At 57.5% G+C, this 26,245-nt stretch carries 24 protein-coding genes; 7 read left to right on the top strand and 17 right to left on the bottom strand.

Annotated features, from left to right (window positions below; genetic code table 11):
* From ACR0JR_RS21650 to ACR0JR_RS21620, 7 genes are all read right to left on the bottom strand, one after another.
* The coding region (locus ACR0JR_RS21650) for a recombinase family protein (protein ID WP_480458095.1) at positions 1-1,281 on the bottom strand (1,281 nt) is incomplete at its 3' end.
* A complete protein-coding gene (locus ACR0JR_RS21645; protein ID WP_170782162.1) occupies positions 1,278-2,321 on the bottom strand; it encodes a tyrosine-type recombinase/integrase in 1,044 nt (347 codons plus the stop codon). The genes ACR0JR_RS21645 and ACR0JR_RS21650, both read right to left, overlap by 4 nt.
* Positions 2,318-4,018, bottom strand: a complete 1,701-nt coding sequence (locus ACR0JR_RS21640; protein ID WP_480458093.1) for a tyrosine-type recombinase/integrase — start codon at positions 4,016-4,018, stop codon at positions 2,318-2,320. The genes ACR0JR_RS21645 and ACR0JR_RS21640 overlap by 4 nt, the downstream gene beginning before the upstream one ends.
* A 166-nt stretch (positions 4,019-4,184) precedes the next feature.
* Positions 4,185-4,343: a helix-turn-helix domain-containing protein gene (locus ACR0JR_RS21635; protein WP_480458092.1), complete on the bottom strand. Its 159-nt coding sequence runs from the start codon at positions 4,341-4,343 to the stop codon at positions 4,185-4,187.
* Entirely contained in the window at positions 4,327-4,539 is a 213-nt protein-coding gene (locus tag ACR0JR_RS21630) for a hypothetical protein (RefSeq protein ID WP_480458091.1), read from the bottom strand. The genes ACR0JR_RS21635 and ACR0JR_RS21630 overlap by 17 nt, the downstream gene beginning before the upstream one ends.
* A 32-nt stretch (positions 4,540-4,571) precedes the next feature.
* The gene (locus ACR0JR_RS21625; RefSeq protein WP_226689268.1) at positions 4,572-5,405 is read right to left on the bottom strand and encodes a hypothetical protein; all 834 of its coding nucleotides are present in this window, start codon (positions 5,403-5,405) and stop codon (positions 4,572-4,574) included.
* Between the two features lie 524 nt (positions 5,406-5,929).
* A complete protein-coding gene (locus tag ACR0JR_RS21620; RefSeq protein WP_480458090.1) occupies positions 5,930-6,892 on the bottom strand; it encodes an AraC family transcriptional regulator in 963 nt (320 codons plus the stop codon).
* 201 nt (positions 6,893-7,093) lie between these two features.
* Between ACR0JR_RS21620 and ACR0JR_RS21615 the strand changes: the two genes are divergently transcribed.
* From ACR0JR_RS21615 to ACR0JR_RS21600, 4 genes are all read left to right on the top strand, one after another.
* Positions 7,094-8,122 (top strand): DUF1214 domain-containing protein, encoded by a 1,029-nt coding sequence (locus ACR0JR_RS21615; RefSeq protein WP_480458089.1) that lies wholly within the window; start codon positions 7,094-7,096, stop codon positions 8,120-8,122.
* A 228-nt stretch (positions 8,123-8,350) separates the two neighbouring features.
* Entirely contained in the window at positions 8,351-9,424 is a 1,074-nt protein-coding gene (locus ACR0JR_RS21610) for an alpha/beta hydrolase (RefSeq protein WP_480458087.1), read from the top strand.
* Between the two features lie 71 nt (positions 9,425-9,495).
* Entirely contained in the window at positions 9,496-10,758 is a 1,263-nt protein-coding gene (locus ACR0JR_RS21605) for an MFS transporter (RefSeq protein ID WP_480458085.1), read from the top strand.
* A 15-nt stretch (positions 10,759-10,773) separates the two neighbouring features.
* Complete coding sequence (locus ACR0JR_RS21600; protein WP_480458083.1) at positions 10,774-11,898, top strand: calcium:cation antiporter; 1,125 nt, start codon at positions 10,774-10,776, stop codon at positions 11,896-11,898.
* Between the two features lie 177 nt (positions 11,899-12,075).
* Here the strand turns inward: ACR0JR_RS21600 and ACR0JR_RS21595 are convergent, their stop codons facing one another.
* Complete coding sequence (locus ACR0JR_RS21595) at positions 12,076-12,876, bottom strand: helix-turn-helix transcriptional regulator (RefSeq protein WP_480458082.1); 801 nt, start codon at positions 12,874-12,876, stop codon at positions 12,076-12,078.
* 173 nt (positions 12,877-13,049) lie between these two features.
* Here ACR0JR_RS21595 and ACR0JR_RS21590 point away from each other — a divergent pair, with 173 nt between their 5' ends.
* Entirely contained in the window at positions 13,050-14,141 is a 1,092-nt protein-coding gene (locus tag ACR0JR_RS21590) for an extracellular solute-binding protein (RefSeq protein ID WP_480458081.1), read from the top strand.
* Between the two features lie 83 nt (positions 14,142-14,224).
* Positions 14,225-15,169 (top strand): agmatinase, encoded by a 945-nt coding sequence (gene speB, locus ACR0JR_RS21585; protein ID WP_170782153.1) that lies wholly within the window; start codon positions 14,225-14,227, stop codon positions 15,167-15,169.
* A 458-nt stretch (positions 15,170-15,627) separates the two neighbouring features.
* On the opposite strand, the gene ACR0JR_RS21580 is transcribed toward speB, so the two are convergent.
* From ACR0JR_RS21580 to ACR0JR_RS21565, 4 genes are all read right to left on the bottom strand, one after another.
* The gene (locus tag ACR0JR_RS21580) at positions 15,628-15,885 is read right to left on the bottom strand and encodes a hypothetical protein (protein ID WP_170780915.1); all 258 of its coding nucleotides are present in this window, start codon (positions 15,883-15,885) and stop codon (positions 15,628-15,630) included.
* Positions 15,886-16,401: 516 nt separating this feature from the next.
* Positions 16,402-17,481, bottom strand: coding sequence for a tricarballylate utilization 4Fe-4S protein TcuB (gene tcuB / locus ACR0JR_RS21575; RefSeq protein WP_170780914.1), 1,080 nt, complete (start codon positions 17,479-17,481; stop codon positions 16,402-16,404).
* Entirely contained in the window at positions 17,471-18,865 is a 1,395-nt protein-coding gene (tcuA, locus tag ACR0JR_RS21570; protein WP_480458080.1) for an FAD-dependent tricarballylate dehydrogenase TcuA, read from the bottom strand. The genes tcuB and tcuA overlap by 11 nt, the downstream gene beginning before the upstream one ends.
* An 11-nt stretch (positions 18,866-18,876) precedes the next feature.
* Positions 18,877-19,557: a GntR family transcriptional regulator gene (locus ACR0JR_RS21565; RefSeq protein ID WP_170782238.1), complete on the bottom strand. Its 681-nt coding sequence runs from the start codon at positions 19,555-19,557 to the stop codon at positions 18,877-18,879.
* A gap of 78 nt (positions 19,558-19,635) precedes the next feature.
* Between ACR0JR_RS21565 and ACR0JR_RS21560 the strand changes: the two genes are divergently transcribed.
* The gene (locus ACR0JR_RS21560; protein ID WP_170782236.1) at positions 19,636-20,700 is read left to right on the top strand and encodes an AbrB family transcriptional regulator; all 1,065 of its coding nucleotides are present in this window, start codon (positions 19,636-19,638) and stop codon (positions 20,698-20,700) included.
* On the opposite strand, the gene ACR0JR_RS21555 is transcribed toward ACR0JR_RS21560, so the two are convergent.
* From ACR0JR_RS21555 to ACR0JR_RS21535, 5 genes are all read right to left on the bottom strand, one after another.
* Complete coding sequence (locus ACR0JR_RS21555) at positions 20,669-21,649, bottom strand: D-2-hydroxyacid dehydrogenase family protein (RefSeq protein WP_480458079.1); 981 nt, start codon at positions 21,647-21,649, stop codon at positions 20,669-20,671. The genes ACR0JR_RS21560 and ACR0JR_RS21555 overlap by 32 nt on opposite strands.
* Entirely contained in the window at positions 21,646-21,882 is a 237-nt protein-coding gene (locus ACR0JR_RS21550) for a hypothetical protein (RefSeq protein WP_480458078.1), read from the bottom strand. Before ACR0JR_RS21550 ends, ACR0JR_RS21555 begins: the two co-directional genes overlap by 4 nt.
* Before the next feature lie 50 nt (positions 21,883-21,932).
* On the bottom strand, positions 21,933-23,021 hold the full coding sequence (locus ACR0JR_RS21545; protein WP_170779987.1) for a 4-oxalomesaconate tautomerase: 1,089 nt from the start codon (positions 23,019-23,021) through the stop codon (positions 21,933-21,935).
* A gap of 10 nt (positions 23,022-23,031) precedes the next feature.
* A complete protein-coding gene (locus ACR0JR_RS21540; RefSeq protein WP_480458077.1) occupies positions 23,032-25,062 on the bottom strand; it encodes a tripartite tricarboxylate transporter permease in 2,031 nt (676 codons plus the stop codon).
* Between the two features lie 76 nt (positions 25,063-25,138).
* Positions 25,139-26,227: a tricarboxylate transporter gene (locus ACR0JR_RS21535; protein WP_480458075.1), complete on the bottom strand. Its 1,089-nt coding sequence runs from the start codon at positions 26,225-26,227 to the stop codon at positions 25,139-25,141.
* Positions 26,228-26,245 lie beyond the last annotated feature (18 nt).

Below are 26,245 nucleotides of genomic sequence, written 5' to 3'. Positions count from 1 at the left end.
AAGACCTGGGGTGCGAATGCCTTCTGCAATCGCGTCATAAAACCCATTCAGTTTGCGCGCAGCTTTGACCCGCTCGGATTGCAGACGGGTCCGGGCTACCTCCGCTGTGCCTGCTTCTGCGTTGGCGGCTTCGCTGAAGGACTTGATAAAAGCGGCCACGGCATCGGGCTGCATCAGACGCTGACGAAGCAAATCCAGAACGGCGTCTTCCAGGACATTGCGGCGAATGGATTGCTTATGGGAACAAGTACCGAGTTTGCGGGCGGCAGAGCAGGCGAGGTAGTCGCGCCCGACAGTGGCGAGTGGCCCTCCGCAGGTGCCGCAGAATGCAAGACCTGTCAGAAGGTGCTTCTTGCGACGCTTCTCCCAAAACTTGGTTTCCTTGATGGCTTTGACGCGGGGATCAGCCTCGATCTCGCCTTGCCGCTGCTTGACTGCCTCCCAAAGTTCATCCCCGACGATCCGCAGCTCAGGGACCTCCGCGATGAACCAATTGGACGGATCGTTGAGACGGGAAACACGTCTGCCGGTCTCCGGGTCCTTGATGTAGCGCAGCCGGTTCCAAACCAGGCGGCCGATATAGAGCTCATTGTTGAGAAGGCCCGTCCCACGCACTCGGTGCCCTCGAATGGCGGTGTCACGCCATAACTGGCCACGGGGACCGGGGACACCCTCGGTGTTCAGGCGGCGCGCAATGGCTTTCGGGGAATGCCCTTCGGTGAAGTCATGTAATACCCGCCGGATAATCGCAGCTTCCGCTGCGTTGATCATTCGTTCTCCCGTGACGGGTTGGCCGTCGGGCCCAAGACGCCGGACGACGTCGTAACCATAGCTGTTGCCGCCGCCGGAACGGCCAAGCTCGACCCTTCCGCGCAGGCCACGCCGGGTTTTTTCGGCCAGGTCTTTGAGGAACAGTTGGTTCATGGTGCCCTTGAGACCTACGTGCAGTTCGCTGATCTCACCTTCGGCCAGTGTCACGATGCCAACACCTGCAAAGTTCAGACGTTTGAAGATCGCGGCGATGTCTGCCTGGTCTCGGCTCAAGCGGTCCAGCGCTTCCGCCAAAATCAGATCAAACTGTCCTTCCTGTGTAGCATGGAACAGGGCTTGTAGACCGGGGCGCAACATGGAGGCGCCGGAGACCGCACGATCAGAATAGGCGTCAATAACAGTCCAACCTTCCCGCTCAGCACGTTCCCGGCACAGTCGCATTTGGTCATCGATGGATGCGTCTCTCTGCATTTGGCTGGAGAAACGGGCATAGATTGCAACTCGGGTCATCGCCGGGCCTTTCTCTTTAGGTCGATCAAAGCCGCGTAGTCGCGGCCCGCTTCAATTGTCTGGGCGTGGATGTAATGGCGCTCGGCGGTTCCGAAGCTCGTATGCGCTAGAATTGGTCGAATTAGCTTGGCGTGTTCTGGAGAAGAGCGGGCCAGGGTTGTCGCGGCAGCATCCCGAAAGAAATGCGGTGGAATACGGCGACCCGTCAGCTTCAGTGTCTGCTCCGCGATCCGGGGGCTCAGCGCGTCTTTCTTCAAAGGAGTGCCAGACCGGCCAACCCACAGAACATTGTGATGCTGTTGGCCACGCTCCATAAAAAAGGGACGGGCTTCGTTGACATAACGGCGCAAGAGCGGCTCAACGCTCTGGGGAACATCAGCTTCCCAGGGATGCCCTGATTTGGTGAGATCCCCGGGGAGCGCGACGGTCATCGTGTCTGCTGCGACATACAGGGATGTGCCAATCCGAAGGCCCGCGAAGGCGCGTCGCCGCATCGGCATCAGGGCCAACATCGCTATCATGGTGCCATCCCGCAGGCACATCATACTGCGTAGCGGTGTTGGAGCCGCTTCTGCATGGCCCGTCGCCAGAATCAGCCCTGCACGGAATAGAACCTCGCTGGACAACACACGCCCAAGTTTGCGATCCCGATCACCCCGACCCGCAGCGCGCTTCAATCCCGCTTTCAACTTCCGCTGAGCGGACCAGTCCTGCGTCGGGTCAGCTGCAGAGAGGATACGCAACACGCCATCAATGAACATCAACCGTGTCATCGGCCGGGTGCGTGAGAGGTCCCTAAGCCAAGCGGAAAGGCGCGGCAGGGTCCCGCGTCGAGCCGGAGGCAATGTGATCGCCTCCGCATCACTAGTGATCAGCCATTGCAGCCATCGGGCATAGCGAAGTTCCAGCGTCTTCAATGAGGTTGCGCGCAGATGAGCGAGGGCGCCGCAATCGTCGAGCGGTCCGGCCGCCTTCTGAAGCCTGTCCCACATATCCCGGTCGGACGCGGGCCAATTGGCGATAGGCAGAACCAGGCTCATTTGCGGCACCCTTTCTTCGTGTCTATCAGGTCCGCGAAGGCACGCGTTGCCGAACGTGCCTCAAGACCGGAGTACATGTTGATGGTGTGGCTGACCTCCGAATGTCCGAGCAACCGGCGCACGACCTCATAGCCGCCGGGATTGGCGTCGAGCCAGTTCATCACCGCAAAATGTCGAAACAGGTGGGCATTCATCTCCAGCCCCGTTTCTTTCCGGATCCGTTTGGAAATGCGCGCAGACAGAACGCCGGGATCAACCGAATGCTGACCATCCCTCCGGGGAAACAGCCAAGGCGTTCCCGCGGGGCAGAGTTCCGGACAGCGAGATTTGAGATGTACGTCGATCATGCGCAATAAATCACGCGGGATCTCGAACTCGACAGGTCGCTCATTTTTTGTCTCGCCGTCTTCCAGAACCAGGTAGGCTCGGCCATCACCGGGACGGTGCAGGTGGCTTTCCAGGTGGATGTCAGCCAGGTTCTTCACGCGAACTGGGCAGACCAGCAAGATGGCGATGGCGAGCGCATCTTCGCGTGCCAGAGCCCAGCCATACGGTTTGGACGTGCCGCGTGGTCGCGCGAAAATTCGTTCAGGCAGAAGCAGCAGGCGCTGCTGATGCCGGTCCTCCTGCAACACCCGCAGCCGGCTTCGGTTTTTTTGGGTCATGCCATTCTGAGGTTTGACGGCCAGGCGCGCGGCAAGCCCCGACAGCCCGTCCCGGGTGTCATCGGGTGCATTGAGTATCCGGGCTAGGTTGCGGAGCAGCGCGGCGATCTCGCTGATCATCTTTGTGGTCTGGTTGTTGGTGCGCGATAACATCTGGCGCAAACCCCGTTCAGCCATCGTCGGATTGATCAGGACGTCCAATCCGCCAATGTGGCAAATTGGGATGCCAGAATGAACCAGTTCGGAGGCAAACCGAACCAACTGTCTTTTGTATTGAGACAGGGTCGCGGATCGGAGTGCTCTGTTCTGACCGTCATCTGCCAGCGGGTCCGGATTGGACAGACGATGCATCAGCTTTGCAAGAGCAGTTTGGAATGGCGCTGGAAACGCGGTCACCGGAAATGCAATGACCTTCCGACGCGATTCCAGAGGCAGGATGGCCTTGGGCCATTGTGAAATACGTCGAGCCGCCAGGTTCCAGCCGTTGACCGCGGCACGATGTGCAACATCAGGAGATTTGCTGATCTCGTTATGCTCAAGCGCTACTCGATAGGCCCGAGCATGCTCTTTGCACACATTGGCAGGTTTGACGCCTTGCCGGTTCAGATAATGCACGAAGCGGCAGAGTGCGGGTTGCAATGTCTTGTCACCGGACGCAAGTACATCCGTCCAGAGCGTGCGCCAATCGGGAGACAGATCATCGATCCGGTTGTATCGCCGTTCCACCAGCCCGAAATGCGCGAGCGCCGCCCGTGCATCACTGACCGCATTTTGCCAGCTCTTTGGTGTCAGACCAAGCGCAGCCGGTGAGACATTGGCTAAACGGGGCTGCAACCAGCGGCTGTCGCAGGGTACATCCTCTGGAGGTAATCCAAGAGCTTTGGACGTACGGCTCAGGCCGGAGATCATATCTCTGCGGCGTCCGTCTGTCAGAGAGCTATCGGAGCGCAGTTGGTCTATGAGCTGGGCAAACATCGGTGTGTCGGCTTTGACGAAGGCTAATGTCAATGGAACGGGGCTCTGGCTAGTCATCGGGTTTACGTTCCTTTGGACATGTCAGGTCTCGGGTGGACGGGTGTGGACAGGAGGTCCGATTCGGGAAAAGCGTAGCACAAAAAGTCCGCAACTTACGGGCTGGCCTTCTTCCCGAAATGCACATAACGCATTGACATAAATGGACATTAATAGACGTGAGTTCCTACCAGCAATGTGTCTGCCGGTAGGCGGCATGAGCTGCCGGATCAATGCGGATGAGGCGTCCGCCGGGGCCCACCCGAATAACCTCAAGCAGGCCTGCCGCAATCGCACGGCGTACCGTCTTCTCCGAGCAATTGTCCAGTTCAGCGACGTCCTTCACCGTCAAAAGCTTGCGGGGTCGGCTCTTCTTGGCATTGATCTGTGGCATCCTGATGCGCCTCCTTTTGGTCAGAGGCGTTCCGGCCCAGTTCCCGTACTGCCTGGGCAGCCAGCAATCGGACCAACTGGTCAATCGCTGTCTCAACCTGCCGGTGCGCATGGTCGTCAGAAGGGGGTATGGCAGGAACGCGTGTCATGCCATGACCATGACAACGCGGGCTTGCTCCTTCTAAGTGTATTGATTGGCCAATTCCGGCGGCGCCCAACGCTCTTTCTCTTCACGCTCAAGCTTGCCGCGAAAATCGTCTATATCCACGCGGATCGTCTCACCGCTCAGGATTTGCCCCGGCTCGGTGATCATCTTCACGACAGCCTGGATAAAGTTGACGAGCGGACCTTGCCGTTGTCCTCCGGGGCGCCCGTCTGAGTATGTTGTATAGGTCAGAGGGCGACCGGCATCTTTCCAGATGTAACAGCAGCTCTCGACGATGTACTGACGGCGTTTGTCGCGCGAGAACCGCTTGTCTCGGGGCGACATCTCTGCAACTGCGCCGGGGGTCACAAGGATGTGCCGAATGTCATCTATGACATCCTGAGTAAGTGTCGTTGCGGTCTCAAGCTTGTCGAGGACTTGGTCAAGAAGGTCTCCATCTTCTGGCGTCGCCGCGAAATAAGTCGAAAGCGAGCCCAATGCGTTCCGGAGTTCTTGGGGACCAATGGAACTCTGTTTTGCTTTCCGCAAAAGTTGCTTGAGGTGCTTTTGACCTCGTTCAATCGCTTGCGAGCGTCGGACCTCAGTCAGATTGATTGCGATGTCGTCGTCGTTATTGAGGCAGTTCCCAAGAAACACAGAGAGTTCGCGTACGAGCTTAGTCGGCAGGTCAAACTGTTCAGCCAAGCTCCCGATCATGTCCTTGGAAAGAGCGCCGCGTTCTCCATAACAGCCAAGCTTCCACGACATCGAGCTTTTGATCCCATCCATGTGCGGATAGATGGAATAGTCACCTTCAGTATCTGTAACGTCTCGATTGCCCTTCAGACCGCTGTCCGCGTTAGCGCTCATGTTGTTCTCCGTTTGGCACATTCTAGGGTCTGGTCGCACATCCAAAAGCTTACGTGTATCAAGGCAGTACCGATTGCTGAGGAAGCTTGCCGGTTGAAGCAAGTCGACCCCTCCAAAAGTTGCACATAAACAATAGAACAGGAAGAGAACAGCTTGTGCTCCAGCTAATGCTTGATCGTCCAAGGCGGTTTTAACGCTATTTCGGTAGCAGACTGCACACCGCACTGTAGTGGATACATGCGCCTGCCGAGTGACCGGTCGCTTTGCCGCTAGAGCAGACATTGAACCCAATACACCGAATGACCGCACCGAGCCCTAAATAGACCTTAGGGACCAGCACAGCATTCGTCGTGAACGGGCGGAAAATGGACCTTCGCTGCAGGATGGACTAATGTCCGCTTGCGGCTACCTAAAGTGACCTGCAATTGCAGGTCTGTGTGCTTTCACCACGCATTCCAAAGATCAAAGAGGAGCCGCAGCAACTGCAGACACAGACTTCGATGAATTAATCGCTATGCCGCAGCTTAGCTGAATGCGCGAGAACGGTACTGTGTCGGCGATTGTCCAAACCAGGTGCGGAACGCGCGCCGGAAGCTGTTGACCTCGGAGAAACCAAGATAAAAGGCGATTTGAGACAGGTTCAGGTCGTTTTCACTCAAGAGCATCTTTGCCCGACTAACTTGTTCGGACAGCGCGATCTCCTTGAACGTCACATCTTCGATCCGAAGCTGACGCTGCAATGTCCGAACCCCGACCCCAAGCGCCGCCGCGACATCGTCGACCGCGGCGCTGCCGTTGTTGAGTTGCATGCGAAGCGCTTGGCGTACCGTTTCGGCATGTGTGCGGGGCGGGCGGTTCAACCGCAACCTCTCTATGCCTGCAGCCGTCATTTGCACGCGTCCGCCTTCGTCAAGGCGGGTCGGCGTCTGAAGTTGCGACATCGGAATTGCGATCCCCGGAAAATCTGCATTGGCCCGGACTTCTGTGCCGAGCAATCGTGCAAATGCAACTTTCTGAAGCCTGTGCTCAGCCGGAAGTTCGACCCAATCTGGCACCCAGCTTGTCCCAAGGTAGGGACGCACAAGAGCGATTAGGATCGAAGGAATTTCCTGCTCAAGCAATTGAGCCCCGATGCTCTTTTCAAATTGCACCCCGAAACTGAATACCAGACAATTTCCGTCGGTTCGTGTGCGAATTTGGGTCCCTCGTTGGAGAAAGGGCAGCGCCCGGGCGGCCCGTTGAAGGGCGATGTCCAACCGAGAAGCCCCAAGTGCATAGCTCGAAAACGGATCAGGCCGGTTGAGAGAAGAGTAGGCAAAGTCTTTCGCCATGATCGCCCCGAGATGGCGCTCTCCAATTTTGCCGGAAACCGTTTCCAGAAGCTGTGCATGATACCGTATCGGCAGCGGAACCGGAGGGCCTTCAAGCACCGTGCGGGTTAACCCAACATCTTTGAGCGCACGTTCAACGAGCCTTGGGGACGCCATCTGGTCCAGGGCGTCGAGTGTCGGGAGTAAACCCCTTGAGTTCTGCATCGGGTCGCGCACGCGCTCACTATGTCGTCGATTGATCACTTTGAGAAGTGTTTGGCCCATCCCAACGCCATTCTTGGCCGCCTACCTGAGGAATGAGCCAAACAAAGCGGCCGAAATTGGAACGGTCGCGCTCTGACCCCAAAGGAGATTGAAATGAAAACGGTATCCTCTTTCCTTGCCATCGTTGCCGCCGCAGGCCTTGCCGTGCCTGCTTTTGCGGAGGCCCCGGTGACGGTGAATGTGACCAATTTTGTGCGAGCTGAGACCGACATGTATCATCAGCGCATTGTTGATCTGGGTGGCTTTGGTGGGTTGATGCATATCCGCGAACCGGTACCACTGGATGCGCAGGATGTGATCCGCATGAACCGCGATACACTTTATTCCGGCGTCGTGATCGATCTGACCGAGCCCGCTTCGATTGTGCTGCCAGACTCCGAAGGACGCTTTATGTCCATGCTGATCCTCAACCAGGATCACTATGTGGTAGGCGTTGTACATGACGCGGGCACCTATCATTTCACTGAAAAGGAGGTTGGCACGCGTTATATGTCTGTCCTGTTCAGGACGTTCGCGGACGAGAATGACCCATCAGACATTGCCGAGGCCAACGCGCTTCAGGACGCCATTGAAGTATATCAGTCTAACGCCGGACACTTTGAGGTTCCAAACTGGGATGCCGCCTCCCGCGATGTGACGCGCGAACTGCTGCTTCCTTTGGCGCAAGGACTCAGTGGTAACACGTTTGAGTTGTTTGGGACGGCCGACGAGGTAGATCCGATTTTGCACTTGATCGGAACGGCAGCAGGATGGGGCGGCAACCCGGTCACAGCGGCGGTTTATGACATCCAGTTCCCGGATCGGAACGATGGCAGCATTCCCCACACCATCACAGTTGGCGACGTCCCTGTAGACGGTTTCTGGTCGGTCACAGTCTATGATGCGAGGGGTTACATGGTGCCCAACGACGCAGGGGCCTATTCGGTCAACAACGTGACTTCCGTTCCCAATGAGGACGGCACCGTGACCATACATTTCGGGGATTGTGAGGATGGTCGGGTGAACTGTTTGCCGATCATGGACGGGTGGAACTACGTCGTGCGCCTGTATCAGCCGGGTCCAGAGATCCTTGAAGATGGCTGGGCCTTCCCGCTTGCCCTGCCGATTGATCAGACATCCTGATCAACGCTTCGCGTTTATTGCCTCGGTCGGCGATTGTCCGACCGGGGCTTTGTTTTGCCACCTGCCTCCCTTGGTTTGCACATCACAGGTCTGCTTCAAGACAAAAGCCCCAAGCAGACGCCGTTTTGTCGCCAAATGATCACTTTCGGCGGTCGCAAGGTGCAAGGCGCGAAATTACCTCAGTTTCATCAAAGACAAACACGGACACCTAAAACGTAGGAGATTGAAATGAAACGTCGTTCCGTTCTGAAAACTGCCCTGACCACTGCTCTTGTTGCAGCGCTTTCGGTACCGGCCTTTGCCGCTGAACCCCCTGTGAAAACCACGGCCGATGGCTTGCCGTTGGCAGAGCGCACGGTGCCTGTCCCAGTGGGCGTATCCCCAGAATTGGCCGAGTTGATTGGCTCGCGCGAGATCGTAGGAATGCCGGCGGTTCCGGAGACACTGGAAGAGTGGCTGTCTTTCCAAGCCCAATTTGATGCAGCGTCTGCGCAAGGGGCCGAGGCGATGATGGCCAAAACCGGAGCCAATTTCAGTGTTGGTCAGATCGCGGGTGTTACGACATATCTCGTCACGCCTGAGGAAATCGACCCGCGTTGGGCCGACACCGTTTTTGTTCATGTGCATGGCGGCGCTTTCGTGTTCAACGGCGGCAAAGCGGCAATCATGGAGGCCGCTTGGTTGGCAAATGGGCTGGGTGTAGAGGTGATCTCTGTAGATTACCGTCGCCCGCCCCTACACCCGTTTCCGGCAGCAACCGATGACGTGATTGCGGTTTGGGGCGAGATCACTCAGAACTATGATCCAGCCAAAATCGCCATGTTTGGGACATCGGCGGGCGGCAACCTGACGCTTTCTACAACTCTGCAACTGCGGGACGCAGGTCTGCCGGTGCCGGGTGCGATCATGGCTGGCACGCCCGCCACCGATCTTGCCAATGTGTCTGACAGCTGGACAACCCTCGAAGGTCTTGATCCGCTTGGCCAGCATGAGGGCGTAATCGCGGGCACTTTTGAGTTGTATGCGGGCGGCAAAAACGCCGACGATCCGTATCTCTCTCCGGTCTATGGCGACCTTGAGGGGATGCCGCCTGCAATCTTCCTTAGTGGCACGCGGGATCTGTTGCTCAGCGATACAGTGCGGATGCACCGCGCCATGCGGGATGCGGATGTAGCCGCCGAACTGCACGTCTATGACGGTCAGGCGCACGGCGACTACATCGCAGGTTTCATGGTCGATGCCCCGGAATCGCAGGATGCTTTGCGCGAGCTGAACGCCTTCTTTGACCTTCATCTGAAGTAAGCCCACGGCCCAAGGCAATCGACACAGTTGCCTTGGGCGTCCAACCCCGAATTTTTCTCAAAGGTGCGCATATGCCCAGTTTCAGCGCTCAAATTCACACTCTCAAATATCTCTTCATTGCTGTTGCCGCGATCCAACTGGTGACCGCGGCGTCCGGCACAATTGTCGCCCTGTATTTCGCGGAAACCGGTGCTTCGCAGGAAATCGCCGCGCTTGCACCGGCGGCCTACTCGCTGGGGTTCCTGATTGGCTGCTTTTACATTGCTGGTTGGATCACCAGTATTGGCCACATCCGCGCCTTTTCGGCGGCCGCCGCTATTTGTACGGCTGCGGCTTTGCTCTTTTCGGTCACAGATCACGAACCCACCCTTTTGTTTGTGCGGCTTATGACAGGCATCGCCACAGCCGGGCTGTTTGCCATCGGCGACGCTTGGATCAGCGAAACTGTGGATGGGACGTCGCGCGGGCGCCTGCTTGCGGTGTTTGCCATCATCCTGGGCCTGATGTCAGTGTTGAGCCAGGTTATCGTGACCGTGACTCCAGACGATTTGAACCAGTCTTTTGTGTTGGTGTCTTTGCTGTACTGTCTCGCCATCGTCGTGATTGCAGCCGCGCCAAGCACGCCACCGGAAGGCAAAGAGCGGGCCAATGTGCGTGTAAAAGCCCTTTTCATAGATGCCCCCACAGCTGCCTTTGGCGCGCTCGCTGTTGGCATAGTCTCCACGGTTTTCATGAATGTTGTGCCATATCGGGCGGCGACCATGGGCGTCGACGCCGTGGACGTAGCGATCGCAATGGGCGCGGTCTACGTCGGGCGTATCCTGTTTCTCTACCCGCTGGGGCTTGCCTCTGACCGGATGGACCGCCGGAAGGTCATTCTGGTCGCCTCCGCAGTGGCAACTTTCGCGCTTTTTATTTTCGCGTTCTTTTCCACCGGGGATGGTGTTCGCCATGCGAGCTTGGTGGGAACACCCCTCTACCGTCTCCTATTTGTCGGTCTGGTTCTGCTCGGTGGATCGATGCTCACGCTTTATGCGCTTTTGCTGGCGCATGCGATGGACCGGACCGTGCCCGTTTATGTAGCATCGAGTGCTGTAACCATGCTTTTTGTTTTCACCATTGGCGGCATTATCGGACCACTCCTGACAAGCGTTGTCTCGGCTGTGTTTGGCGACCTGGCCATGAACTGGATGCTCGCCATCGTGATGGCCGCTTTCACAGCCTTGGTTGTTGTGCGGATCAAAACGGTCGCACCTGCAGCAAAAGCTGAACAAACCAACTTTAAGGCGGCAGAGACCACCAGTCTCAAATCTGCACCAACCCAGAAACGCTAAGGCAGGAGACCCAAAATGACTTTTCCTACTTCAAACATCCTGCGCGCGGAGAAAGCGACGGTACTGATCTGGTTGGTGTTTGTCGCATTGACCTTCGCCGGTGATCTGATCAAGCCCGCCGCCATGGGCTCTGGCATGTCCTGGCTGCTGCTGGGCGGTATCTTTGGCGTGATGTTGGCTGCGGTGTTTCGTGTGGTGCATCACGCGGAATGTCTGGCCGTCATCTTCGGTGAGCCTTATGGCACACTGATCCTGACGCTCTCGGTGATCGGCATCGAGGTGGCGCTTATCACAGCGGTTATGTTGACCGGGGACAACAACCCGACACTGGCGCGGGACACTATGTTCTCGGTGCTGATGATCGTGATGAACGGACTGGTTGGATTGAGCCTCCTGGTTGGCGGCCTGCGCCATGGGCTGCAAGTGTTCAACCTCTCGGGAGCCAATGCCTATCTCGTGGTCCTGCTTCCCGTCGCCATCGTAAGCCTTGTGCTGCCAAGCTTCACCACATCTGCACCCGGCGGTGGCCTCTCTGCCCTGCAAACAGTGTTTATGATCGGGATGTCGGTTGTGCTCTATGGCATTTTCCTCGTCTATCAGACCGCCGGCAAACCAGAAATCTTCCGCCAGCCCGCAGATGAACTGCCAACCACAGCAGGATCGGACGCGCACCATCTCGAAACCAAAAGTGTTGGCTTTCACGTGGTCTGGCTGGTTCTGGCAATGCTGCCACTGGTTCTGATGTCCAAAAAGCTCGCGCTGTTTGTCGACTTCAAACTTCTGGAATTTGGCGCGCCCGTTGCGCTTGGCGGTTTCCTCGTGGCTGCCATGATCCTGACCCCCGAAGCGCTGGCTGCTCTGGACGCAGCGCGCGCCAACAAGCTGCAACGGGCCGTCAACATCTGCCTTGGCTCAGCACTGGCCACAATCGGCCTGACAGTGCCCGCAGTTCTGATCGCTGCGCATTTTGTCGGCCTTCCGATTGAGCTCGGCTTGGGAGGCGCTGAGATCGTGCTACTGGCTCTGACCCTTGGGATCAGCATTCTGACCTTCGTAGGAACCCGCACAAATGCGCTTCAGGGCGTCGTGCATCTGGCCGCCTTTATGGCCTACGTGTTCCTGATTTTCGACGGGTCGTGACGGGGCCAAAACCTCTCTATCCATTTGGGAAGCCACGTTTCAGTGGCTTTCCAATCTCCTTCCCGCGAGCGACGCAAAAGCCGACATTGTCATTGGGTTGTGTCAACGACGGCTTTAGGCCGTATTCAACAGATTCCGGCAATCGGAATAAATTTGTAGCCTGTCAACTTCCCACGACTAAGTTTGCTTTGATGCCAGGTATCGCGTGGCAGCGGAAAACAACTCGGCCTGTGAACTTACGCCGAGCTTGGAATACGCATTGTGGCGGTGCACTTTGACAGTACCTTCGGTGATCCCGAGAAACGCTGAGGCAGAACCGGCTGAGTGGCCTTGCAAAATAAGGCGTACGACTTCGGCTTCTCTTGGGCTTAACCTGTCGGCTCCAAAGGTGGCCAACCGTTCCTCGACGTGATTTAGGGCTTCTTGTTGTTCTACGGCACCCCTCAGGTTCCAGTTTCGGATCACTGCGGCAGACAAGGTCTTTCGGATGGAATTGATCTTCGCGACATCTTCAGAGGTGAACCGGGGCTGACGTGCGCCTCGCGACAGGGATATTACTACCCAGTCTACGGTGTTTCGCCTGATCAAAACTCCCAACTCGTCGCTGATCCGAACCTTGCGATAAAAGGTCCGGTAGTACTCCGAGCGAAAGAACGCCTCATTAACCAAATCGGCCAGACGATAGGCGCCGGGTTCTTTTCCGGACCGACAGGCCTGCGAAAACGGGTCCAGCAGGTATGGGCCGGTTGCATAAAACTGAATTGATATGGCCGCCTGCACGTCATCGAGATCGTGATAGAGCGAAATAGGTGGTGCTTGATCCTGATAGCGCGTGAGGATCATCGATTCAAAGCGGACATGCAGTTCCAGCATTTTTCTTAGAGCTGTTGGGAAGAAGTCTGTTTCCAACCGTTCCAACAAGTTTGCATAGGCCTCATCCCACTTGGCTATTGAGATGTCGTTGCTGTTTGGATCCATCACCAAGTCCTATATCGAAAGATATATATCATGCCGTAAATTTACAGGAATGGCCATTGGAATCCATTGTTGATGTCAGTGCGCTCGTCCGGGGTGCTGACTGTGCCTCATCACCAAAGTCTCTCCGGACGGCGAAAATTCAGGGCGAGATCCTGCAACAAGGAGGACATACAATGAAACTGCATACTGGCGTTACGGTTGTTGCCATTGCCTCACATATCGCAATTGCTTTTCCAGCTTCAGCCGAGGAACTCTCAATCTACAATTGGGCTGATTACTTCGGTGAAACGACGGTTTCTGATTATGAAAAGGAAACCGGCACGAATGTCAGCTTGGATTACTACGATTCAAACGAGGTTCTGGAAACCAAGTTGCTAACCGGCGCGTCAGGTTACGATGTAGTATTCCCCGCCGCGTCCAACGCGCAGCGTGAGTTTCAAGCAGGGGCGTTGCATCCGATCGACCCTTCACGTCTGATTAACTATGACAACCTTAACCCGGAAATCCTGGCTTCGCTCGACAATATACCCGGTGCCCGGCAATTGGGCGTACCATACACTTGGGGCACGGTTGGGCTTGCCTACAATCCGGCCATGATCAAAGAGCGGCTGGGCACGGAAGTCATCAAATCCTGGGATGTTCTATTTGATCCCCAGATCGCTGCCAAGCTTGCCGACTGTGGGATCGCCGTACTGGATTTACCAGTAGAAATGGTCTCGGTGGCGCTGAACTATCTCGGGGCAGATCCATACTCCGATGACCGAGCTGATCTCGACAAGGTTCAAGATCTCTTCGAAGCCGTCACGCCGTCCATTCGTTATTTTCACAACCAGAAAGCATCTACAGATTTGCCTGGTGGAGATGCTTGTTTGGCAGTGATGTACAGTGGTGACGCCGGTATCGCACAGGCCCGCGCCATGGAGACGGATAACGGTATCGAAATCCTGTATTCAATTCCAACCGAGGGCACACTGATGTGGATTGATCTCATGTCCATTCCAGTGGATTCAACGCGGGCGGATGAGGCATATCGATTTATTGACTACATGCTACGACCCGAGGTCATCGCCGGGGTGTCCAACTACGTTTACTTTGCGAATGCTAATTCTGCGGCAGATACGTTCGTAGATGAAGCCGTTCTGGCCGACCCAGGGATCTACCCCGATGAGGCGACGCTCCAAAGGCTATTCCCCGATCTAAGTGTCGGCGCGAAAACGCTGCGCAATCGCAACCGTCTTTGGACAAATGTGAAATCCGGCACCTGAACCGTGCCAAGTCCGTCAAGGGCGGGAAAGCGATACAATTTCCCGCTACTCGGCAGCAATCTTCAAAATCAACGGAGCCAACAATGGTGACTTCAACCGACCGCGCCTTTCTTGCGCAAAACGAAATGGGCATGGGATACGAGCCGACCTTTAGCGGAGCGACAAGCCTGTTCCGGCGGCAATATTCCCGCAATCTGGAAGGGGTGGATATGGTTGCATGGGGCGTTCCCTACGATCTCTCCGTAACCAATCGCCCGGGGTGCAGGTTCGGGCCGCGTGCCATCCGTGCTGTCTCGACCAACCTCGCTTGGGACGGTGGGCCGTGGCCCTGGGGGCTTGATCCCTTCGAAATCCTGAACATGGTTGATTTTGGTGATTGCGACATCGACCCGGGCTTTCCAGAGCAGATCGCGCAGCAAATTCAGGACCAAGCGCGGGAGATCCTTAAATCCGGTGCCTTTCTCTTGACGATGGGCGGAGATCACTCTGTCACCTATCCGATCCTGAAGGCACAGGCAGAACGCCATGGCCCTATCTCGCTAATCCAGATTGATGCCCATTCTGATACATGGGAAGAACACCCAAAGCGGATCGACCATGGCTCAATGTTCTACCATGCCACTGTCGAGGGGATCATATCCGCTGAGACGTCAGTGCAGGTAGGCATGCGCACGCTAAATGAAAAAACTCACGGGTTCACCGTGCTCGATGCAAACTGGGTTCACGAGAACGGGGTTGATGCAACGGTTGCGCGTATCAAAGAGGTAGTAGGAGACCAGCCTGCATATCTGACCTTCGACATTGACGCGCTTGATCCGGCCTTCGCGCCTGGAACCGGAACGCCAGTATGCGGAGGGTTGTCTACCTATCAAGGACAGTCTTTAGTGCGCAAACTCGGAGGTATCAACCTTATTGGGGCCGATCTCGTCGAGGTCTCACCACCGTATGATCATGCCGAGATTACAGCTTTGGCCGGGGCATCGCTCTTGCTTGATATGGTTTGCTTAATAGCAAAGGCGCGCAAATAGAAAATAGTGAGATGGCTTGTGAGCGAAACCGCCGTTCATAATTCCTACGTTTACAGACCGGACCATTGAAAAATGGTAGAAGACGTAAACAGATAGTCGAAACTTTGACTGCGCTGCGGTAAATCGGTTTCTTTTTGGGAGGCGATAGATTTCGTGCACGTCTAATCCCGCTACAGGGAACTGCGGCGCAGCGCCGGTAGGCGGAGGCTGCAGATCTCTTGGGCAAAGGCGAAAGAACAGATGGATAGATAAAACCGAGAAAAGTGCGATGCGCATATTTGATGACTTTCGCTCCAGATTTGCATCAAAGCGCGGGAGCGATCCTTCGCCAAAGCGCCATGCTTCTTGCGATCGCAAAAACTTGGTATCTCAATGCCAGGACTTCACAAAACTCGGGCGGTTTTGGTGAGTGGATGTACGCGCCGATGACCTCGTAACGCGTACACCCATGGACTTGATTACTCGCCCAGTTGTTGCCTCAACACTTTGAGCAACTCTTCGTCAAACCCCTCATTTTGTTGCTTCCTTGGCTCGCCTTTGAATTCCCAATCGCGATCAAACCTATCTATCTCGATGACCATCGCCACCGCTTCGCCGTTTTTGAAGATCGGCACCAGCCAATGCTCCGCCTTTTCGAGCAGTATTTCCCCGATATCGCCCAGATCTTCGACATTCACTTTCTGTCTACGAAGAAAATCGCGTCTTGCATTGTCCATTTGGCTTCCTTTCTTTGAACACACCCGTCCCTCGTCCGACAACATGTCGGGCTGGTTGGTGTGAGAAGCGGGAGCATCATCAGGACATTGGAAGGGCCACGAACTTGAAGGGTTGATCTACAGCGTACGATGCTGGATGCGGTTTTCCAAGAGTAGACCAAGTGCACAACCCTGAGCTGCCTTCTCGGACCATACCGAACCGCGAACATCGTTGAACAGGTGTTATGTGAAGCGATCTCGGTTGAGTGGTCAGCTCAACTGCTGGTCAAACGCACCATCACCGACTCCGAAGCCGCCGTTCGCGCGGACCGCGGAAAACGACGGCACTGAGCCCAGAGTGCAAATTGCTGCGGTCGGCCCAAATACGTGCGAAGCGTGCGTCGCTGCCGTTGGTCGTACAATGGACGGCCCATTCCGGACGTTGACCGCCACTCGAAGTGCTGCAACGCAGAGTTCTTCACAATCATACTTGATCCTATTGCATGTTCTTTCTGCTCACTCAGACGCGACGGGCTGTTAACGGCCCATGGACACATCTCTTTTCCGTTGTGCGTCTCGGACCAGCGCCACAAGCCGATAGAAGCCGTGTGCCATTTTTGTGTAGGGCGTAAGGAGGAAAAACGTAAGGACCGATCCGAGATGGATGGCCAGCAGTGCGGCCATCAGAGGCGTTGAACCGAGGGCATAGAGAACCAGCCCGCTGAGCCCTACAAACCCGAGCAACAGGATGAAGCCGATATCCCCTCCCCAGGCCAACGGATCGCCGAGGTCTCGGTCTGACTTTTGCTTGAGCAGCGCCATCGCACCACATCCCACTGTCAGCAGCAGCCCCCCGGAAATCCCGAATAGTTTCGGCAACGACCAGAACCCGTAAGGCGCGTGCATTCCGAAGACATAGTGCATGACCGTCGCCACCGAGGTCGACGCAAAGCACAGCAGGAAGCCATACATGATGGCGTGGTGGATGTGGCGTCGGCCCTGACTGAACCGGTCTTCGTCCTCGAAGTTACAACCCTCGCCATGGCCTGCGGCCAGATCCTGCATCTTGCCCGCGCGTTTGAGCGCAGCCGTCAGATCAGAAATCTGGATCGGTTTGCCGCCAACCTCTGCCCAATAGCGCCTCAGGCTGAAGGCGATGCTGAACAAAGGCAGCAGGAATGCAGGCGCAAAGATCGCGACCATCGCGTTGTGGGACAGGACGGCATAAAACCCTTCGCCTCCACTGGAACCGATGGCGCGGGTCGCCCAGAACAACAGGGCAAATCCGACCACAAGCGCCAGAGCGATGGCCCCGCCATGGGTGTGGAACCGGCGCGCCAGCGGCCGCGGCCAGGCGAAGCTTTCCCAACTGTCGCGCCGCACTTCGGCCAGCGCCTTGGGCAAGTTCAGATCGAACGCGTGCGGGGCGGTGTACTGACAGGCGTAGTAACAGCCCCGGCAGTTGTGGCACAGGTTGGCCAATTGCGTGATGTCCCCATCCGAGAACGCGCGCTCTGCGTGCAGCGACGGGAAGACCGAGCAATAGCCCTCGCAATAGCGGCAGGCGTTACAGATCTCGGCCTGGCGGCGGGCTTCCTGAATAAGATCAGTTTGCATAAGCGGCGGCCTCTCGTCCTGCGATGCGTCCAAAAACAGTTCCGATGGTCATGCCAAAGCCCGCCAGATAGCCTTGCCCAAGGATCGACCCGGCCATCGTTTCCCCGGCCGCCCACAGGTTTTTGATCTTACCGCTGGGCGTCGAGCACTGGGCCGTCTCGTCAACCTTCAACCCAAGATAGGTAAAGGTCACACCGGTCCGCAGCGAGTAGCCGTAAAACGGCGGTTCGGTAATTGGGCGCGCCCAGTTGGTCTTGGGCGGGATCAGGCCCGAGGTCGCCACCCCGTCCAGTTCGGTCGGATGAAACCCGTTGGTGTCGCCGCAGGCGGCGTTGAATGCGCTGACGGTTGCTTTCAATTTCTCTGCGGGCAGGTCCATCATCCCGGCCAATTCGTCCAACGTGTTCGCCTTTAGCGGCGGGAACACGGACGGCATGAACAGGTTCAGCGACTTGGCGTCGATGATGGCATATCCCACCTGATCCGGCTGCGCCGCCACCAAACGGCCCCAGATCGCGTAGCGCTTGGGCCAGACGTCTTCGCCCTCGTCATAAAATCGTTCGGCATGTTTGTTCACGACGATGGAAAACGGAACGCAGTCCAGACGGGTGACGATACCGCCGTCGAATTTCGGCGCGCGCCCGTCGATGGCAACGGCATGGCATTGGGTCGGGTCACCGACGCTTTCTGCTCCTTGGTCCAGCAGATCAGACAGGACTACGCCTCGGTTGTACGGCGTTCCCCGGATCAGGAAGTTCTTCGCAGGCTCACCCCAGGCGCGGGTGAGCCAATCTGTGTCTGCCTGAAAGCCGCCGGAAGCAACGATGACCGCCTTGGGCGCGATGCGATGAGACTGGCCTTCATAGCTATAGTCGACCCACTCGATCCGATCACCATTCAGTTCCAAGTGCGTGACGGCGGCTTCGTACAGCACATCTACACCCAAACCTGCCGCCGTCCTGTAATAGGCATTCACCAGAGATTTGCCGCCCCCCATGAAAAACGCATTGGTCCGTGCCAATGACAATGTGCCGGAAAGCGACGGCTGAAACCGGACCCCGTGTTCTTGCATCCAGGGAAGGCATTCTTCCGACGTTCGGATCGCCAACCGGGCAAGATGTTCATCGGTTTTTCCACCGGTGACTTTCAGTAGATCCGAGAGGTATTCGTCTTCGCTATACGCCTCGACGAGCGGGCCCAACGGGCCCGAATGCATGCAGCGAAAATTGCGCGTATGGCGGGAGTTTCCGCCGCGATAAGGTTTTGGCGCCGTTTCAAGGATCAGAACACGGGCGCCTGCCTCAGCGGCAGTCATCGCAGCGCAGAGAGCCGCATTGCCGCCACCGATCACAGCGATATCGTAAGCTTCCTTTGGGGTGACCATATCCTGTCTACCTACTGGCTTTCGTCGATTGAGCGGTCGCGGTCCTGCAACGCGCGGATGCGCATCCGTTGTGCCGCCTGAATATGCGCGCGCATCTCTGTCTCGGCCGCTGCGCCATCGCGGGCCTTCAAAGCCGCCATGATGCGCCGATGCTCGGCCACTGCAGCCTCGGCGCGGTCGCTATCCAGCAGTTGAGACGGCCCAAGGATCAACAGCGCCTTTTGCAAGGACAACATGGATTTTGCCAAAAACCGGTTCTTGGCCGCATCCAGCAGGGTCGCGTGAAAGACCTTGTTGATTTGGGCCGCATCGGGGCCAGTACCCGCCTCGGCCAACCGGTCGTTCAGAACTTCAAGCTCGTCCAGTTCGACATCAGACGCCGCGCGGGCTGCCAGACGGGCCGCTGTCCCTTCAAGCACCGCGCGCATCTCATAGAGTTCCATGACCTCGGCGTAGTCCAGACTGCGCACGGTGGCACCTTGCCGTGGCACATGTGTGACCAGCCCATCGGCCTCCAACTGCCTTATCGCCTCGCGCACCGGGGTACGGCTGACGCCCAACCGTTCCGACAGCTCAATCTCTCGTAGCCGGTCGCCGGGCAGAAGAGTGCCGTCGCGAATCTCGTCCAGCAGGCGCTGATACGCAGAATTGCCTTGTGGGCCAGGCTGTAACGGGTCGTCCTGAAGGGTCATCGCAGGCTCTCTTGTCATCTTGCGTCCATATGTATACAATTGGATACATAATAAGTCAACGAAGCTGGAACGCTTACCTTGCACAGCCAAACCGATACCCCCTCTCTTCTGAAGAAACGGGCCGTCACGCTCGGCCTGGCGGTGTTGGGCACTGGGGTATTTTGGGCGCTAAACCTGCCGCTACCTTTTCTGTTCGGGCCAATGAGCGCATGTTTGATTGCAGCTCTTGCGCACGCACCGATGGAAGGCTTTGGACAGGTCTCGGTTGCCGCCCGCACTATACTGGGCGTAGCGGTAGGGGCATCGATTACGCCAGCTCTGTTTGCTGAATTGCCGAAAATGGCCGCGTCGATTGCGCTGGTCCCGTTCTTCATCTTGCTGATCGCTTTGGCAGGCGTGCCATTCTTTCGCAAGATCTGGGGCTTTGACTCCACAACGGCTTTCTACGCAGCCATGCCGGGCGGTTTGCAAGACATGATCATCTTTGGCACTGAGGCCGGGGCCAATCCGCGTACTTTGTCCTTGATCCACGGTACGCGCGTGCTGATCATCGTGACGTTGGCCCCCTTGTTCCTCACCGTGTTCTATGATGCCCAACTCACCAATCCGATTGGCGAGCCCGCGCACAACCTGCCAATACATGAATTGGCGCTGATGGTTCTGGCCGCCATTATCGGCTGGAAAGGCGGGGAGCGGATCGGCCTGTTCGGGGCGTCAATCCTGGGGCCAATGATCCTTACGGCCGCCTTGTCACTGGGCGACGTCATTCATACCCGACCGCCTCGCGAGGCCATCCTTGCAGCGCAGTTTTTCATTGGCTGCGGAATTGGTGTGAAATTCGTAGGTGTCACATGGGTCGAACTACGCCGGGTAGTGGCAGCGGGCTTCGCCTATGTCATTGTCCTTGCCGTCCTGGCAGCCGCTTTCACCGCCGTTGTCACCACCTTGGGACTGGGCCAACCTGTCGAGGCGTTTCTGGCATTCGCGCCCGGTGGGCAGGCAGAGATGACGGTGCTGGCCATCGTCTCGGGCGCGGATCTGGGCTTTGTGATCACGCACCATCTGACAAGGATCGTATTGGTGATCATCGGCGCGCCCATCGCCGCAAATCTTATTCTGCGCCGGTCCAGACCCCGGGGTTGATCATGTGGATCGGAACGCCCTCGGCAAAGGCGTTCACCTGATCGAAAATATCCGCGAATTGCAGGTCGAACTCATCCTCGGTGACAAAGCCGATATGCGGGGTCGCAATCAGGTTGGGATGTGACAGTAGCGGATCGCTCGGGTCGGTCAGTGGCTCGGTATCGAACACATCAATTGCCGCTTTACCGGGGCGACCGGCGTTCAATGCCTCAAGCAAAGCGCCCGGAGCGATCAGCCCGGCCCGCGAGGTGTTCACAAACAGCGCTCCCGGCTGCATCTGCGCGAAATCCGATGCGGTGATGATCCCGCGCGTATCCGGTTTCAAGCGCACATGGACCGAGACAACATCGCTGCTGCCAAAGAACGCTTCACGGCTGGGCGCGACCTGCGCGCCATCCGCCTGCGCACGCGTCCGGCCTTCTACGGATGACCACCAGACCACATTCATCCCAAAGGCCTCGGCATAACTTGCAATGACGCGAGCAATGCGGCCATAGCCATAGAGCCCCAACTGACGCCCCCGCAGCGTCTTGCCCACGCCCGCCTGCCAGTGCCCTGCTTTGACCGAGGCCATTTGTGCGGGCAAATCCCGCATCCCGGCCATGATTAACGCCCAAGTAAGTTCGGCTGCAGCATAAGACGGCGTCCCGCCATGCATGTTTGAGCACAGCAGCACGTCGTGATCTGTGCAGGCCACAACATCGACATGAGGATAAACGCTGCGCTGGCTGATCAGTTTCAGGTTTGGTAATTTCTCCAGCAAGACGCGGGTGACTTTGGTACGTTCGCGGAACAGCACCAGCACCTCTGCGTCCTGCAATCTCTCGGCCAGAGTGTCAGTGTCTTCGACATGATCCGTCCATACCGTCACCTCATGACCCGTGAGTCTCTCAAAGCAAGGCAGGCCACGCAGCGTGTCAAACCAGTCATCCAGAATATGTACGTTCATCGGCTTTCGATACCCTTCCCGATGGTCAGCTTTCTTGGGGTTGGCACAAAATGCGGCGCGTCTAGAGCGGCCAGCGCGTTTCGGACGCGTTCGATTTGGTCCAGCAGGTGGTTGAACTGCTCATCGCAGCCGGCGATCGGCGTCGGGTACTCTGCCATGTCCCGCCGCAGGGCCGCTTGTGCCAGCTTGAGTTCCTGACGCGCGATATCGAGGCATTCCACGTAGTCGTCCATCGTGACCTCCAATATTGTATACTATAGTATACTTAACATGGATTGCCCGATCAACTCCCCTTCCACACCGATTTCGGCACATAGACATGCCCGTCCGCCAGCTTGCGCGCGGTTCGCACCAAGCCCGCCGCTTTCACCGTGAATCCTTCATCGGTTGAAAAATCCACCAACACGTCAATCTTGCCTGAGGCGTGCTCCAGCACGACTTCAGCCGGGCTTGCCGTGAGGCGATCCAGCAGACCGTCCGCAACGGTCCCGGGCGTCAAAGCGCAAGACGCCATGCATTGCGCCCCGGTGACGGCCATGGTCGGGTGCGTTTTCCAGGGCATGAAATACCGCACCGCAAGCGTTCCGCCGTCTCTGGCAGGCGCGACAAGGCCGAATTTGGGTGTCACTGACTTCGACACGTCTCCCATACCCATCCGTTCCCCGGCTTCGATCCGCACCGCCTCCATCCGGTTAAAAAAGGCCCGGTTGCCGTCTAGCTCCTCGGCGCTTTCGTAGCCGGTCAAACCGAAGTCGGCGGCACGGGCAATGGCCATCGGCATGGCGACATCCATGCAAGTCAGTTCAATACCTTGAACGGTATCGCGCAGTTTGCCCGTGGGCATAAAAGCTCCGGTTGCCGAGCCCACCACGCCCATGAAACTCAGCTGCACCGGCGCGGAATGACCGGGAACGCCTGCAATTTCCGCATCGCCCTCATAGGTCAATTCGCCCCCGGGTGTATTCACCTTTGCCACGACACGAGCCCCAGTGTTGACGGCCCGAATGCGAATTTCGGTTTCATCGCCCTGCGGTTTGAACAGGCCCATCTCGATAGCCGCAGGGGCAACCCCGGACAGGATGTTGCCGCAAGTCGGTTTGAAATCGACCAGCTTGTCCTCGACCGAGACCTGCGCAAAGAAATAGTCGATATCGGCCCAGTCATCCTCGCTGACCGACAGCATCGCGACCTTTGTGGTCACCGCCGCGCCGCCGCCGATGCCGTCGATGTTCAGCGACTGCCCGGACCCAAGAGCGGCGATCAGCACCTCGGCCAGCGCGTCCAGATCCTCAGGCAAATCCGAGCGGCGGAAATACGGGCCTTTCGACGTGCCGCCACGCATCAAGATATAAGGGATTGCGGTTTGAGTCATTTTGAACCCCTCACTTCAACGGCCAGGGCAGGCTGACCATGTCCTGCAACAGACCTGGCGGGAAATCGCGGTTCAGAGCGCCCGCCATCAGGCACATGAACCCGATGCCGCAGGCGGTCAGGATCAGAGTCATCTGCCAGCTGGACCCGGCGCGGATACGGAGAAAGGCGATCAGGAACCCTATCAGGGCGAGGATGAAGCCCACCACCCACGTGGCCGCGATCAAACTGGCGAACCACGCCAGAGTGGACCACAGACCGTGGGGTGCGCTGGCGTCTTCACCGGCGATTTCCTTGTCGGCAAAGATCACGTCGCCTTCGGGACGTCGCATCATCTGGATCAGAAGGATCACGCAACAGAATAGCGAGACGCTGCCGATAACCAGCGGGATGATCTTGTCGGTCATATTGTAGTCGGGGATCATGTTGGCGTTGACCAAAGCGACGATCAAATAGGCCATGATCACCAGCAGAAAGATAAGCGGCGCGCGTTTGGTACCGGCCTGAACATCACCCTCGGCCAAAATCATCTTGGCCTGCCGAATACCCAGAATGACCGAAACAACCGTGACCACGATCAGCACGATGACGATAGGGCTGAAGACATATTCCATCCCCTCGCCAAAGCTCTTGCGGAACCGGAATGAGGCGATCTGGAACGCCTGATTGGTGAACTTCTCAACCGGGTTCGACAGAACGAAACCGATCAGGAAGGCCGGGCGCGACCAGTCGAAACGGCGCAGGAAGATGCCGATCAAGCCAATCACGAACAAGGCCAGCAGGTCTTCGAAGTTCTGACCGGACTGGAAGGCAGCAAAGCTGATCAGCATGAACAGGAACGGCGCCAGATAGGTAAAGCGGATAGTCGTCAGCTTGGCGATCCCGCCCGATGCCGCGATGCACAGGATGGTGCCCACGACGTTGGCCAGCGCCAGCAACCAGACGATGGAATAGGTGATGTCGAGATTGTCCTTGAGCATGCTCGGACCGACCTCGATATCGCCTGACCCCAGCAGCGCCACTGCGCCGATGAAGATCGCCATCGAGCCGGAACCGGGAATGCCGAACAGCAGGGTCGGCACCAGCCCGCCACCCTCTTTGGCGTTGTTTGAGCTTTCCGGGCCGATGACCCCGCGCACTTCGCCTTTGCCGAAGTTGCTTTTGTCTTTTGTGGATTGAACAGAATGGCCGTAGGCGATCCAGTCGACCACTGAGCCCCCGAGGCCCGGAATGACGCCGACAACCACGCCGATGATCGAACAGCGGACCGACAGCCATATATTGGCAAACCAGTCTTTGACACCGTCCAGCCAACCAGCACCCAGTGAGGCCCCTTTGGCAATCGACCGATCCTGCCGCAGCAGCGAAACGATCTCGGGCACGGCAAAGATGCCCAGACCAACGATGACCAGCTTCAGACCGTCCGTCAGATAAGGAATGTCATAAGTTGCCATGCGCAGCGAACCGCCTGCATCCGCCTCACCAATCGTGCCGACCATCAGGCCCAGACCGGCGGCGGCGACGCCTTTCAGCGGGATCCGCCCGGCCAAAATGGCGACCATCGACAGGCCGAGAATTGTGATCATCAACATCTCGGGCAGGCCGAAGGCCAGAACGATGGGCCGCGCGATCAGAATGAACATGGTCAGGAAGGTCGCGCCGACCAGCCCGCCGAAGAGGGACGAGGAAAAAGCCGCCGACAGCGCCCTTGCCGCTTCGCCCTTTTTCGCCATGGGGAAGCCGTCCAGCACGGTCGCCTGCGAGGCGGAGCTGCCGGGGATGCCCATCAGGACGGACGCAAAAGTGTCCGACGTCGGCACCACCGCGACCATACCGATCATCAGCGCCAGTCCAAGGATCGGGTCCATACCGAACATGAAGGGCAGCAACAGGGACAGACCGGCGATGCCTCCCAGCCCCGGAAAGACGCCCACGGCCAGCCCCATAACGACGCCGAGAATGAGATACCCCAGAACGATAGGTTGCAGGATCAGACCCCACGCGTCACCGAGCGCAGGAAGAGCGGTGGCGAAAACCTCCATTGCGGCCGCCTTTCATAAAATGTCTTGGATGTAGAGAAACGCGCGCCCTTCGTTGGGCGCGCGACGACGTGTCAACTTAGTTCAGTTCGACGCCGTAGGCCTCTTTCAGCCAGTTCAGGACGTATTGCTTGGCGTTGTCGTCCACATTAGTCGCCGTTTGCAGCGCGGCTTTTGAGCCGTCGCCGACGAACACCGGATACTTGCCGACGCGCTTCGAGGAGATATCAGCAAAATCACCCCGCTCGGTCACAGCTTGGAACGCTGCGGTATAGGCGTCGACGACCTCTTGCGGTGTGTCACCGGGCAGGAAGGCCAGCTTCTGAACCGGGAAACCTGCCACGAAGAAGGCTCTCCATGCGTCCCATGCCTCACCACTGGGTTCGCAGCCATCGGTGGCCTCGCAGACCTCCTTGAAAGTCGGAATGTCCGGGAAGGTCGGATCGCGCACGATGTTGCCATCGGTGTCCAGTGCACCCCATGTCATCATCGGTACGGCCTGACCAGCCTCGACCAGTGGGGCCGACCCGCCCAGATAGCCCGAGGATGTCTGGTAGTCGATATTGGCCTCACCGCGTTCGAACATCAGGCGGCCATCACCGCGGCCCTTGATACCAAAGACAGGCTCAACATTCATGCCCAGCATCTGCCAGGCCAGCAGCGGCACAAGGTCTAAACGGGTCGCGCCCTGCGAGCCGTAGATGAAATTGGTGTCTTTCAGCGCATTGGCAGAACCATCAAACTTGGCCCCATCTTCGGCGTTCAGATAGGCGACACCGCCGGTGCCCGACGCCATAACCGGAATCCAATCGTTGTATTCATAGCGCACGCGCGGGTCGCTCAACAGATACGGGAACTGTGTTGAACCCGACGTGCCAAACAGCAGCGTGCCGTCATCATGATTCTGCTCCTGAAACCAGTTCGCACCTTTGGTTGAACCTGCGCCCGGCATGAATTTGACCACCACAGTCGGTTGGCCCGGCAGTGCCTCGGACAGAAGCGGAGCAAAGAAGTTGGCCCATTTGGCCGACCCGCCCGTTTCCGAGAAAGGAATGACCCATTCGATGGTCTTGCCCGAGAAATCGACCTCTGCAGCGGCAGGTGCGGCGAGTCCGGCGGCGGCGATCAGCCCCACGACGGCGCGACGGGTGAAGTTGGAAATGGCCATTGGTTCCTCCCTGTTGAC

This window comes from Ruegeria sp. AA3, assembly GCF_056542905.1.
Note: the sequence above shows the minus strand (reverse complement) of the source record. Positions and strands in the feature narration are given on the sequence as shown.